At 68.8% G+C, this 12,672-nt stretch carries 9 protein-coding genes and 2 tRNA genes; 9 read left to right on the forward strand and 2 right to left on the reverse strand.

What is annotated here, in order from left to right:
• The first annotated feature begins 16 nt into the window (after positions 1 to 16).
• Together ABH925_RS34285 and ABH925_RS34290 are read left to right on the forward strand one after the other, a co-directional pair.
• Positions 17 to 298 (forward strand): hypothetical protein, encoded by a 282-nt coding sequence (locus ABH925_RS34285; protein ID WP_370154732.1) that lies wholly within the window; start codon positions 17 to 19, stop codon positions 296 to 298.
• A gap of 73 nt (positions 299 to 371) precedes the next feature.
• Complete coding sequence (locus tag ABH925_RS34290) at positions 372 to 1,079, forward strand: hypothetical protein (protein WP_370154735.1); 708 nt, start codon at positions 372 to 374, stop codon at positions 1,077 to 1,079.
• A 243-nt stretch (positions 1,080 to 1,322) separates the two neighbouring features.
• Here the strand turns inward: ABH925_RS34290 and ABH925_RS34295 are convergent.
• A tRNA-Gly gene (locus ABH925_RS34295) sits at positions 1,323 to 1,393 on the reverse strand.
• A 166-nt stretch (positions 1,394 to 1,559) separates the two neighbouring features.
• On the opposite strand from ABH925_RS34295, the gene ABH925_RS34300 reads away from it, so the two are divergent.
• The 6 genes from ABH925_RS34300 to clpX all read left to right on the forward strand — a co-directional run bounded on the left by ABH925_RS34300 (position 1,560) and on the right by clpX (position 8,612).
• Positions 1,560 to 1,636 (forward strand) — tRNA-Pro (locus ABH925_RS34300).
• 248 nt (positions 1,637 to 1,884) lie between these two features.
• Positions 1,885 to 3,441, forward strand: a complete 1,557-nt coding sequence (locus ABH925_RS34305; protein ID WP_370154738.1) for an MDR family MFS transporter — start codon at positions 1,885 to 1,887, stop codon at positions 3,439 to 3,441.
• A 435-nt stretch (positions 3,442 to 3,876) separates the two neighbouring features.
• On the forward strand, positions 3,877 to 5,316 hold the full coding sequence (gene tig / locus ABH925_RS34310; RefSeq protein WP_370154741.1) for a trigger factor: 1,440 nt from the start codon (positions 3,877 to 3,879) through the stop codon (positions 5,314 to 5,316).
• A 280-nt stretch (positions 5,317 to 5,596) separates the two neighbouring features.
• Positions 5,597 to 6,214, forward strand: a complete 618-nt coding sequence (locus ABH925_RS34315; protein ID WP_370154764.1) for an ATP-dependent Clp protease proteolytic subunit — start codon at positions 5,597 to 5,599, stop codon at positions 6,212 to 6,214.
• Between the two features lie 65 nt (positions 6,215 to 6,279).
• Complete coding sequence (locus tag ABH925_RS34320; RefSeq protein ID WP_370154744.1) at positions 6,280 to 6,942, forward strand: ATP-dependent Clp protease proteolytic subunit; 663 nt, start codon at positions 6,280 to 6,282, stop codon at positions 6,940 to 6,942.
• Between the two features lie 386 nt (positions 6,943 to 7,328).
• On the forward strand, positions 7,329 to 8,612 hold the full coding sequence (gene clpX, locus ABH925_RS34325; protein WP_370154747.1) for an ATP-dependent Clp protease ATP-binding subunit ClpX: 1,284 nt from the start codon (positions 7,329 to 7,331) through the stop codon (positions 8,610 to 8,612).
• 126 nt (positions 8,613 to 8,738) lie between these two features.
• Here clpX and ABH925_RS34330 read toward each other — a convergent pair whose 3' ends face one another.
• Positions 8,739 to 9,509, reverse strand: coding sequence for a peptidylprolyl isomerase (locus tag ABH925_RS34330; protein WP_370154750.1), 771 nt, complete (start codon positions 9,507 to 9,509; stop codon positions 8,739 to 8,741).
• 397 nt (positions 9,510 to 9,906) lie between these two features.
• Here ABH925_RS34330 and ABH925_RS34335 point away from each other — a divergent pair, with 397 nt between their 5' ends.
• Positions 9,907 to 12,546 carry a valine--tRNA ligase gene (locus ABH925_RS34335; protein ID WP_370154753.1) on the forward strand — a complete coding sequence of 880 codons (2,640 nt, stop codon included), beginning with the start codon at positions 9,907 to 9,909 and terminating at the stop codon, positions 12,544 to 12,546.
• The last annotated feature ends 126 nt before the right edge of the window (positions 12,547 to 12,672 follow it).

Raw genomic sequence — 12,672 nt, forward strand, 5'->3', positions numbered from 1 at the left:
ACGTCAGGAGACTGCCATGACTGCAGCCAGCACGACACGCCGGCAAGCGCCGCTGAAGGTGGACCCGGCCATAGACGAGCTGATCTCCTCTGGGGCGAACTTTCTCGGCATCACCAAGAAGGACCTGGTCGCCGAGGCCGTTCAGTTCTACCTGGATGCCCGGCGCGACGAGATGCGTCGCCGCATGCAGGACCTCATGCACCAGCTCGACGGCACCCGCGCGTCTCGCGTTGCCCTACTCGCCGGGGTCAGTCGCGAGCAGCTCGACGCCCTCGGCGGCGTCGACGAGACGGGCTGACCGGGATCCGATGAACCGCGTTCGACCGACCTTGCGTTGCCTGCGTGACGACCTTCGACTTCCCGTGGGGCCGGTGGATCGGCCTCTGGACGAGCTCGACCACCCGCTATTGGCCAAGGCTGACGAGCAGTTCGCTGACCCCGACACGCCGCACGAGCGCATCGCCGCTGTGGACGACCAAGTCCTTTTCAAGGTCAAGGTCCAGCGGTGGCGCGGCGCGCTCTGGTCCGACGACTCGTCAGCTGACGTCCCGCTATGGCTGATCGCCGCAGGCCGCCGCGAGGACGGCAGCACCACGGACTTCTATGCGCTCCTGGCTGCCACGGCTGTGGCTGCTCGCGCTCGCTACAACGCCACCCATACTGCGGCGTTGACCACCAATACTCACACCGCGCACCTGCTGCCCGACGACAGTGACCACTCGCGCTACCGCGCAGAGGCGGCTGTTCGCCTGGAACGCCGTCTGGCCGGCACTGTCCGCGACCTCGCTCGCACCTCCCTCCTCGATGGACGCGAACATCAAGGCAGCGTGGCCGGTGCCCGGCTCGGTATCCAGATCCGCGCGAGCCAGGGGCATGAGACCTACGTCGCTGTGCGGATCACCGGGTCCGTTCCTGATGCCCTGGTCGTCACAGTCCTCGATCTTGTACCCGGCTGTGCCCTCGACGGCTGGTTTCCCGAGTACTCCCTTCCCGAGCGCCCGCTGGAAGCAGCTGAGCAAGCATGGTCCAACCTCATGGACCCCGCCTCCGCAGCTAAGCTCCTTGATGAAGAGAGCTGACCGCCGAGGGCCTGTCATTGTCTGCCTGCGTTGCTCTCAGACTTGCCGCAGCAGTTGCAGGTTGGCGACTTTGGTGGGTTTCACCTGGGGTGGATCGGCTCGTGGCACTGCGAACCGAGAGCCATCGAAACCATGATCTAGTCCGGTGTGGCACGCGTGTGGCACACCGGGGGCATAGGCCCCGAAACGACGATCGGCCCCGGCTCTGCGATCAGGTCGCTGAGCTGGGGCCGAGCCGTTCGGAGCGGGCGACGGGAATCGAACCCGCGTAGCTAGTTTGGAAGACTAGGGCTCTACCATTGAGCTACGCCCGCGGAGCGCGCTGGTGGGGCGCGTTCGGGGGACAGCCTAGCGGACCGGGTCGGGCGGATGCACACCGGTTGATTGCACGGCGTGGTGCTCGGCCGGGCGGCGGAAAAAAGCGGGCCGGACTTCGGCGATCAGCATGTACGCTACGTGTCGTCCAGCCACTGGACGGTACGGGGTGTGGCGCAGTTTGGTAGCGCGTCCGCTTTGGGAGCGGAAGGTCGTCGGTTCGAATCCGGTCACCCCGACCAGGTCGGTATGTGGAGATTCAGGGCCCTGTCGTCGGGTGCGACAGGGCCTTCGGCATGTCTGGGCTCATAGGGGGGTGGCCGGTCCTCGTGCGCGTCCGGGACCTTGGTGTGGTTGGGGTGACCCCCTGATCCTGGCTTGCTCCGAGCGTCGGGAACAGGGGTCGGAGTGGTGGTCGGAATAGCTGAGGCGTCAGATTTTGTTACGGTCGGCAGCTCTGTCCACTCGAACGGAAGGCGTGAACGCAGAGATGCCCGCCCCCATCGCGCGTCGCCGTCCGTTGTCGCCGAAGACCGCCGTCGCGGTCGTGTTCGTCGCCGCACTCTTCATGTCGATCATGGACACCACGATCGTCAACGTCGCGCTGCCCTCGATCGGGCGGCAGTTCTCGGTGGATGCCGCCTCCGTCGGAATCGTCAATGTCGGCTATCTGGTCAGCCTGGCGGTCTTTGTGCCGCTGTCCGGGTGGCTGGGGGACCGGTTCGGGACGCGCAGGGTGTTCCTCGCCGCGCTCGCGCTGTTCACCGTCGCGTCGCTGCTGTGCGGTACCGCGCAGAGCCTGGATCAGCTCAGTCTCTACCGGATCGTCCAGGGCGCCGGCGGCGGGATGCTCACCCCGGTCGGGATGACGATGCTGTTCCGCGCGTTCCCGCAGGAGGAGCGGATGCGGGCGACCCGGGTGCTGATGCTGCCCACCGCCGTCGCGCCGGCGCTCGGGCCGGTGCTCGGCGGCTGGCTGGTGGACACCTTCAGCTGGCACTGGGTCTTCATCGTCAACGTCCCGATCGGCATCGCCGCGATGGCGTTCGGGCTGCTCTTCCTCCCCGACTTCCGCAGCGAGCGGGCCGGTCGCTTCGACGCCGCCGGGTTCGTCCTGGCGGCCGTCGGCTTCGGGCTGGTGATGTACGCGCTGGCCGAGGGCGCGGACCAGGGCTGGGGGACGCCGAGGATCGTGGCCTCCGGCGCGGTCGGTCTGGCCGCCGTCCTCGCGCTGGTGCTGGTCGAGCTGCGGATCGCCGACCCGATGCTGGACCTGCGGCTGTTCCGGGACCGCTTGTTCCGCACCACCAACCTGGTCAGTCTGGCCTCCGGCGCCGCGTTCCTGGGGATGCTCTACCTGTTCCCGCTGTACTACCAGAACGCGGTCGGGGCGAGCGCGTTCCAGACCGGCCTCAACACCTTCCCCGAGGCCATCGGGGTGATGCTGGCCTCGCAGGTCGCGAGCCGGCTGTATCCGAGGATCGGCCCCCGCCGGATCATCGCCACCGGCGCGGCCGGAGTCGCCGTCGCCATGGTGCTGATGGCCCGGCTCACCCCGGAGACCAGCGTCTGGGCGGCGCGTGCGCTGATGTTCGGCACCGGGTTCTCGATGGCGCACGTCTTCATGCCGGCCCAGACCGCCGCGTTCGCGACCGTGTCGCCGGCCTCCACAGGACGTGCCTCCACCCTCTTCAACGCTCAGCGACAGCTCGGCTCGGCCATCGGTGTCGCGCTGCTCGGGACCGTCCTCGCGGCGATCGGTACGGTCACCACGACCGGGGCCGGGCATCCCGGCCCGAATCTGACGGCCTATCACGCGGCCTTCCTGGTGGCGGCCGGGCTGGCCGCCGTCGCGTCACTGACCGCCCTGCTCATCTCCGACCGCGACGCCGCCCCGACGATGGTCGGCGCCGGGGGAGGCCCGGGCCGGCGTCCCCGGGGCGAGGACACCGGGACAGGCACGGCCCAGGGCGCCGCTCGCGGCGCGGCTCGGGACGGTGCCCCGGAGCTGCCCGCCGACGAGGCCGCGGTGGCGTCCACGGGCTGACCCGCACGGGTGTTTTCACCGGCCGCCGGGCGAACCTCGTCGACCGTTCCCGGCCCCTCCCCGGCTGTCGTTCCGGCCTGCCCGGTCCCTCGCTCCATGGCGCTGCGGTCCGCCGCCGCGACCCTTCCGGGGCACCGGCCCGTCCCCGCTGCGCGACCTCCCCCCTCAGCTGGGACCAATGCAGATTGTGGTACCGGTAGGATGGACCGCTGACGGCTGTCCACGTGGCATGCCCGGCGACACGGTGGCGACATGGTCACAGGTCACCGGGGTCGAAACGGGCTCAGCCGTCCGAGGGCGAGGAGCGTGCTCAGCGTCCGACCCATCCCGGCGGGCGATGTCGCCTCTGACCTATCACCCGTCTCGCCGTGCCCCAGGTTTTCCACCTTCGGCGCGGCGGACACCCCGACCGCAAGCCCCCAAGGAGACCCAACCGTGAAGAGCGCCGTCGAGACTCTGAACCCGACCCGGGTTCGACTCACCGTCGAGGTGCCCTTCGAGGAGCTCAAGCCCAGCCTCGACGCGGCGTACAAGAAGATCAACCAGCAGGTCACGGTTCCGGGCTTCCGCAAGGGCAAGATCCCGGCTCGCGTCATCGACCAGCGCTTCGGCCGTGCCGCCGTGCTGGAGGAGGCCGTCAACGACGCGCTGCCGCGCTTCTACACCCAGGCCGTCGACGAGAACAAGGTCGACGTCCTCGGTCAGCCCGACATCGACGGCCTTGAGGGTGTCGAGAAGATCGCCGACGGTGGCGACCTGAAGTTCACCGCCGAGGTGGACATCCGTCCCGAGATCACCCTCCCCGACTTCACCGGCATCGAGGTCGAGGTGGACGCGATCGCCGTGTCGGACGAGGACATCGAGGAGAGCCTGAACCAGCTCCGCGACCGCTTCGCGTCCACCAAGGCCGTCGAGCGCGCCGCCGCCCTGGGCGACGTCGTGGTCGTCGACCTGGAGGCCAAGGTCGACGGTGAGGTCCCCGAGGACGGCACCGCCACCGGCGTCAGCTACGAGATCGGCTCCGGCCGCCTGCTCGACGGCATCGACGAGGCCCTGGTCGGCCTGGAGGCCGGCGGCACCGCCACCTTCACCACCGAGCTCAAGGGTGGCACCGCCGAGGGCCAGCAGTCCGAGGTCACGGTCAGCCTGACCACCGTGCAGGAGAAGGAACTCCCGGCTCTGGACGACGAGTTCGCCCAGCTGGCCAGCGAGTTCGACACCCTGGACGAGCTGAAGGACGACTCCCGCAAGCGGCTCGTCCGCATGAAGGAGTTCGACCAGGCCACCCAGGCCCAGGAGCGCGTGCTCGACAAGCTGATGGAGCTCGTCGACATGCCGTACCCGGAGAAGCTGCTCGCGGACGAGGTCGAGACCCGCAAGCACAACCTGGAGCACCACCAGCTGCCGCAGATGGGCGTCGACCTGGACGGTTACCTGCAGCTGCAGGGCAAGACCGCCGAGGAGTTCCAGGCCGAGCTGGTCGAGCAGGCCCAGAAGGGCATCAAGACCCAGTTCGTCCTGGACGCCATCGCGTCCAAGGAGGAGCTCGCGGTGAACCAGGAGGAGCTCACCGAGCACCTGCTGCGCCGTGCCGCCGGTTCCGGGATGACCCCGGACCAGTTCGCCAAGCAGGTTGTCGAGGGTGGCCAGGTGCCGCTGCTGGTCGGCGAGGTCGTCCGTGGAAAGGCCCTGGCCGTCGTGGTCGAGGCCGCCAAGGTCGTGGACACCGAGGGCAACGTCGTCGACTTCGACGACGAGGAGGACGAGATCGAGGCGACCGAGCACGCCGCCGAGACCGTCAAGGCCGTGACCGAGGACGGCGAGGCCACCGAGGCCGATGCAGCCACCGAGGCGGCGGAGACCACCGAGGCCTGATCCACGGTCTGCCGAACACGCTCTGACGGAAGGGCCCGGACGCTTCGTGCGTCCGGGCCCTTCCGTGCGTCCGGTGACCCTGCGCTCACAGCGAACAGTTCTGTGTAGGGGATGGCCAGGCCCGGCCTGCGCGTTAGGGTCACTGGTACGAAGGGCAGGGTGACTGTCGGTCCATCAGGGCCACCGACGTGCCGACCTTCGTAAGAGACGCAGTGGCGGCGGTCGATCAGCCGCCACACAACAACGAGCGGGTGGATACGTGACGACTCCCCAGTTCCAGATGCCCGGCCTGATGACCCCCATGGGCGCCGGAGACATCGGCGGTGGCGGTCTGGGAGACCAGGTCTTCAACCGTCTGCTCAACGAGCGCATCATCTTCCTCGGCCAGCAGGTGGACGACGAGATCGCCAACAAGATCACGGCTCAGCTGCTGCTGCTCGCGGCCGACCCGGACCGCGACATCTTCCTGTACATCAACTCGCCCGGCGGCTCGGTCACCGCGGGCATGGCGATCTACGACACCATGCAGTACATCAAGAACGACGTGGTCACCATCGCCATGGGCATGGCCGCCTCGATGGGCCAGTTCCTGCTCACGGCCGGTGCCAAGGGCAAGCGCTTCGCGCTTCCCAACGCCGAGATCCTGATGCACCAGCCCTCGGCCGGCCTCGGCGGCTCCGCCACCGACATCCGGATCCAGGCCCAGCAGCTGGTCCGGCTGAAGCACCGGATGGCCGAGCTGATCGCGCAGCACAGCGGCCAGAACGTCGAGCAGATCACCAAGGACTCCGACCGGGACCGCTGGTTCCAGCCGCAGGAGGCCAAGGAGTACGGCCTGATCGACGCCATCATGCACAGCGCCGCGGACGTCCCCGGCGGCGGCGGCACGGGCGCCTGACCGGCGCGCACCGCAGCACCGTCAACGATCACAGTCCGTACGCTTCCGGAGAGGCCACACCCGTTATGAACATCCCCAGCCTGTCCAGCGCCCACCGGCGCGTCGAGGACATGCGCGCCGAGGGCCGCTACATCATCCCCCGCTTCGTCGAGCGCACCTCGCAGGGCGTCCGCGAGTACGACCCGTACGCCAAGCTCTTCGAGGAGCGCATCATCTTCCTGGGCTCCCAGGTCGACGACGTCTCGGCGAACGACATCATGGCGCAGCTGATCTGCCTGGAGTCGATGGACCCGGACCGGGACATCTCCATGTACATCAACTCGCCCGGCGGCTCCTTCACGGCGCTGACCGCCATCTACGACACCATGCAGTTCGTGAAGCCCGACGTGGCGACCGTGTGCATGGGCCAGGCGGCCTCCGCCGCCGCGGTGCTGCTCGCGGCCGGCGCCCCCGGCAAGCGGATGGCGCTGCCGAACGCCCGGATCCTGATCCACCAGCCGTACACCGAGACCGGCCGCGGCCAGGTGTCGGACCTGGAGATCCAGGCCGCGGAGATCCAGCGGATGCGCGAGCAGCTGGAGGAGATGCTGGCCAAGCACTCCAACCAGACGCAGCAGCAGATCAGCGAGGACATCGAGCGCGACAAGATCCTCACCGCCGCCGAGGCGCTGGAGTACGGTCTGATCGACCAGATCACCTCGACCCGCAAGGGCTCGCTGGTCGACTGACGGCAAGTGTCGACGCGTACATGCCGTCCCGCTCGCGTCGACGCAGAGTCGACTCCCTGTCGACGCGGAGTTGACTGAGACACGCACCACGTGGCCCGTTGGCCCCCGGCTATTGGTCCGGGGGCCCCGGCCTGGCACCATCGGAGTTACCGGCTGCGCGCCGCCCGTCCCCGCCCCGAGTCGGTTCCCGTCTCGCGGCGGCGTCGTACGGGACACGCAGTTTCCCCACCCGTCCTGGGCAGCGAGGCCGTTCCGGCCGTAATTCGCCCAGGGCGGAAGAGGGAAGACCGCCGAACGCGGCGGATCGGGGGTCCTGACGGAGTACCGTCGGAAACCAAGCACCAGGCTCCTGCCCCACGGAGCCTTTGGCGAAGGGGAAGCACCTCGTGGCACGCATCGGTGACGGTGGCGACCTGCTCAAGTGCTCGTTCTGCGGGAAGAGCCAGAAGCAGGTGAAGAAGCTCATTGCCGGGCCCGGCGTGTACATCTGCGACGAGTGCATCGACCTGTGCAACGAGATCATCGAAGAGGAGCTCGCGGAGACCTCGGAGGTGAGGTTCGAGGAGCTGCCCAAGCCCCGCGAGATCTACGAGTTCCTCGACGGGTACGTGGTGGGCCAGGAGGCGGCCAAGAAGTCGCTGTCCGTGGCCGTCTACAACCACTACAAGCGGGTCCAGGCGGGCGAGAACGGCAAGCACGGCCGCGACGACGGCATCGAGCTGGCCAAGTCCAACATCCTGCTGCTGGGCCCCACCGGTTCGGGCAAGACGCTGCTGGCGCAGACCCTGGCCCGGATGCTGAACGTCCCGTTCGCCATCGCGGACGCCACGGCGCTGACCGAGGCCGGCTACGTCGGCGAGGACGTCGAGAACATCCTGCTGAAGCTGATCCAGGCGGCGGACTACGACGTCAAGAAGGCCGAGACCGGGATCATCTACATCGACGAGATCGACAAGGTCGCCCGCAAGAGCGAGAACCCGTCGATCACGCGTGACGTCTCCGGCGAGGGTGTGCAGCAGGCGCTGCTGAAGATCCTGGAGGGGACCACCGCCTCGGTGCCCCCGCAGGGCGGCCGCAAGCACCCGCACCAGGAGTTCATCCAGATCGACACGACGAACGTGCTGTTCATCGTGGGCGGCGCCTTCTCCGGCCTGGAGCGGATCATCGAGTCCCGGGCGGGCAAGAAGGGGATCGGCTTCGGCGCGACCATCCGCAGCAAGCACGAGATCGAGTCCAGTGACCAGTTCCGCGCGGTCATGCCGGAGGACCTGGTGAAGTTCGGGATGATCCCGGAGTTCATCGGCCGCCTCCCGGTCATCACCAGCGTGCACAACCTGGACCGCGACGCGCTGCTGCAGATCCTCACCGAGCCCAAGAACGCGCTGGTCAAGCAGTACCGGCGGCTGTTCGAGCTGGACGGCGTCGAGCTGGAGTTCACCGACACCGCGCTGGACGCCATCGCCGACCAGGCCATCAAGCGCTCCACCGGGGCGCGCGGGCTGCGCGCCATCATGGAGGAGGTGCTGATGTCCGTGATGTACGAGGTGCCCTCGCGCAAGGATGTCGCCCGCGTGGTGGTGACCGAGGACGTCGTACTGGAGCACGTCAACCCGACGCTGGTGCCGCGGGATCTGCGGACGCAGCGGGAGCGGCGCGAAAAGTCCGCGTAGCGGAAAGCGTAGTAAGGGGCGCGAGGAACTTGCTGCACTGCCTGCCCTCCACGGAGGGGGGTTGTTGGCAGCGCACGCAGTTGATCAAGCAGAGTCTCGCGCCCCTTTGGTGCGTCTGGTGTGCTGTCAGTTTTTTGTGACGGGGACGGAGTTGATGACGACGGTGTCCTTGGGGGCGCCGTCGCCGGTGCCTGTGTCGGTGCCGTCCTTGGAGATGTGCTGGAGGATGTCCAGGCCCGAGGTGATCGTCCCGAACGGGGTGTACGCCGCGGAGAGCTGGCTGGCCTGGTAGACCAGGAAGAACTGTGAACCGTTGGTGTTCGGCCCCGAGTTGGCCATCGCCACGGTGCCCGCGGGGTAGGTCCCGCCCTGGATCGCCGGGTCGTTCAGGTACTCGTCGTTGAAGCTGTAGCCCGGGGTGCCGCTGCCGGTCCCGGTCGGGTCGCCGCACTGCAGCACGTAGATGCCGCTGTTGGTCAGCCGGTGGCACTTGGTGTGGTCGAAGTAGGCCTGCTGGGCCAGGAACACGAAGTTGTTCACGGTGTGCGGGGCGTTCTTGGCGTCCAGCCTGATGCCGATGTCGCCGCAGGAGGTCTTCAGCGTCGCCGAGTAGTTCGCGGCCGTGTCGATGGACATCGCCGGCGCCGTCTTCCACTGCTTGCCGTTGGGGCTGCCGGCGGCCGTGTTGCCGCAGAAGGCGGTCGTCGTCGATCCGGGGCGCCCCGCGACGGCCCAGGCGATGCCACCGGCGATCAGTGCGGCCACCGCGACCCCCGAGAGCGCGATGATGGTGCGGCGCCGCTTCTGCTTCGCCCGCTCCGCCGCCCGCAGCTCCTCGATCCGGGCCCGCCGAGCGGCGTTCCGTTCCGCCGGGCTGCTGTCGCCGCCGTCGCTCACCTGGACTCCTCCTCGACTCCGTACTGTCCGACGACTGACAGTTGACCAGAGGAGGGCCAGGTGAGCGCGGGAGGCGCGACGTGCGGGACGGGCTACTTCTTGACCTCTTCCGCGCTCCGGAACTGCAGGGTGCGGGCGGCCGGCGCGGGCAGGTCCGCGGAGGTCGCGTTCACCTTCGAGGTGTCCATGAGCAGCGTGTAGGTGCTGTTGTCGACGCAGACGCAGACGCAGACGCCGAAGGCGGCGCTGGACTGGCTGGTGGACGTAGTGGGTCATCAGACCAGCGCGCCGGATCGGCCGTCCACACGGTTTCGGCCAGGGCCGGAATTCGATCACCATCGGGAACCGGAAGGAAAGCGGTTCGTGACCATGCCGCGCGATCCGTAAACTGTGTGTCGTGACCGACACGAACCAGCGCCCCGTCAACGACGGGGACCACAGCGCCCTTGAGACCTTGCCGACCCAGTACGCCCCGGCGGAGGTAGAGGGCCCGCTGTACGAGCGCTGGGTCGAGCGTGGTTACTTCACCGCGGACGCCAAGAGCGACAAGCCCCCGTACACCATCGTCATCCCGCCGCCGAACGTCACCGGCGCGCTGCACCTGGGCCACGCCTTCCAGCACACCCTGATGGACGCGCTGACCCGGCGCAAGCGTATGCAGGGCTTCGAGACGCTGTGGCTGCCCGGTATGGACCACGCCGGCATCGCCACCCAGAACAAGGTGGAGCAGCAGCTCGCCGAGGTCGGCAAGTCCCGGCACGACCTGGGCCGTGAGGCGTTCGTCGAGAAGGTCTGGGAGTGGAAGCAGCAGTACGGCGGCCAGATCCTCGGTCAGATGCGCCGTCTCGGCGACGGCGTCGACTGGTCGCGTGAGCGGTTCACCATGGACGAGGGGCTGTCCCAGGCCGTCCAGACCATCTTCAAGAAGCTGTTCGACGACGGCCTGATCTACCGCGCCGAACGCATCATCAACTGGTGCCCGCGCTGCCTCACCGCGCTCTCCGACATCGAGGTCGAGCACGAGGAACGCCCGGGCGAGCTGGTCTCGATCCGCTACGGGGACGGCGACGACTCCATCGTCGTGGCGACCACCCGCGCCGAGACGATGCTCGGCGACACCGCGATCGCGGTCCACCCGGACGACGCCCGCTACGCCCACCTGGTGGGCCGTACCGTCGCGCTGCCGCTGACGGACCGTCGCATCCCGGTCGTCGCGGACGAGCACGTCGACCCGGAGTTCGGCACCGGCGCGGTCAAGGTCACCCCGGCGCACGACCCCAACGACTTCGCCATCGGCCAGCGCCACGGCCTGCCCAACCTCACCGTGATGGACGAGCACGGCGTCATCACCGTGCACGGTCCCTTCCTCGGCCTGGACCGCTTCGAGGCCCGGTCCGCGGTGGTCGGCGCACTGCGTGAGCAGGGGCGCATCGTCGCCGAGAAGCGCCCCTACATGCACGCTGTCGGCCACTGCTCGCGCTGCCACACCGTGGTCGAGCCCCGGCTGTCGCTGCAGTGGTGGGTCAAGGTCGAGCCGCTGGCCGCCGCCGCCGGCGGGGCGGTCCGGGACGGCCGGGTCCAGATTCACCCGAAGGAGTTGGAGGGCCGCTACTTCAGCTGGGTCGACAACATGCACGACTGGTGCATCTCGCGGCAGCTGTGGTGGGGTCACCGGATCCCGGTCTGGTACGGCCCGGACGGCGAGGTCGTCTGCCTCGGCCCGAACGACCCCGCGCCCACCGGCGAGGGCTGGCACCAGGACCCCGACGTCCTGGACACCTGGTTCTCCAGCGCGCTGTGGCCCTTCTCCACCCTGGGCTGGCCGGAGCAGACCGCCGACCTGGAGAAGTTCTACCCGACCGACGTCCTGCTCACCGGCCACGACATCATCTTCTTCTGGGTCGCCCGGATGATGATGTTCGGCCTGTACGCGATGGACGGCCAGGCGCCGTTCCACACCATCGCCCTCACCGGTCTGGTCCGAGACCAGTTCGGCAAGAAGATGTCCAAGTCCAACCCCAACGCGGTCGACCCGATCGACTGGATGGACGAGTTCGGCGCCGACGCGGTCCGGTTCACGCTGGCCAGCGGCGCCAACCCGGGCGCGGACGTGCCGATCGGCGAGGACTGGGTCAAGGCGTCCCGCAACTTCTGCAACAAGGTCTGGAACGCCACCCGCTTCGCGCTGATGAACGGCGCGACGCTGGCGGGCCCGCTGCCGGCCGCGGACCAGCTCACCGCGCCCGACCGCTGGATCCTGTCCCGCCTGGCCGCGGTCGTCGCCGAGACCGACGCGCTCTACGACGACTACCAGTTCGCCAAGCTCAGCGACTCCCTCTACCACTTCGCCTGGGACGAGGTCTTCGACTGGTACGTCGAGCTGTCCAAGTCGACGCTGATCGCGGGCGGCCCGCAGGCCGACGCGACCCGCCGGGTCCTCGGTGAGGTCCTGGAGGTCACGCTGCGCCTGCTGCACCCGGTGATCCCCTTCGTCACGGACACCCTGTGGACGGCGCTGACCGGCGGCGAGTCCGTCGTCGTCGCCGAGTGGCCGACGGCCGACGCGGGCCGCGCGGACGCCGCCGCCGAGCGGGAGATCGCCCAGCTGCAGTCGGTGATCACCGAGATCCGGCGCTTCCGCGCGGACCAGGGGCTCGCCCCGGGCCAGAAGGTCCCCGCCCAGCTGGACCTCAGCGGCAGCGGACTGACCGCGCACGAGGCCGCGCTGCGCTCCATCGCCAAGCTCCAGCCCGCCGGCGCGGACTTCCACGCGACGGCGAACCTGGCGGTCGCCGGGGCCACCGTCGCACTGGACCTGTCCGGCACCATCGACGTCGACGCGGAGCGGAAGCGCCTGGCGAAGGACCTGGCGGCAGCGGAGAAGGAGCTGACCCAGGCTCAGGCCAAGCTCGCCAACGAGGCGTTCCTGGCCAAGGCGGCACCGGCGGCGGTGGAGAAGATCCATGGCCGTCAGGCCAAAGCGGAGGCCGACATCGTGCGTCTCACCGCGCAGCTGGCGGCTTTGCCCTCTGCCTGAGGTTGCACCACCTAAGGGGCGCGGGGAACTGCGCTGCCAGCCCTCTACGGAGGTGCATGGTTGGCCGCGCAGTTCCCCGCGCCCCCAGGGTGTAGGTGGTTGGTGGTGTGCGCAGGTGGGCGCCCC

It is taken from the genome of Streptacidiphilus sp. EB129 (genome assembly GCF_041262645.1).
Classification (GTDB): domain Bacteria; phylum Actinomycetota; class Actinomycetes; order Streptomycetales; family Streptomycetaceae; genus Streptacidiphilus.

Coding starts and splice junctions, on each gene's coding strand:
- ABH925_RS34315 (WP_370154764.1), top strand. CDS start 5,597: ATGCCCGGCCTGATGACCCCCATGGGCGCCGGAGACATCGGCGGTGGC.
- ABH925_RS34305 (WP_370154738.1), top strand. CDS start 1,885: ATGCCCGCCCCCATCGCGCGTCGCCGTCCGTTGTCGCCGAAGACCGCC.
- ABH925_RS34285 (WP_370154732.1), top strand. CDS start 17: ATGACTGCAGCCAGCACGACACGCCGGCAAGCGCCGCTGAAGGTGGAC.
- ABH925_RS34320 (WP_370154744.1), top strand. CDS start 6,280: ATGAACATCCCCAGCCTGTCCAGCGCCCACCGGCGCGTCGAGGACATG.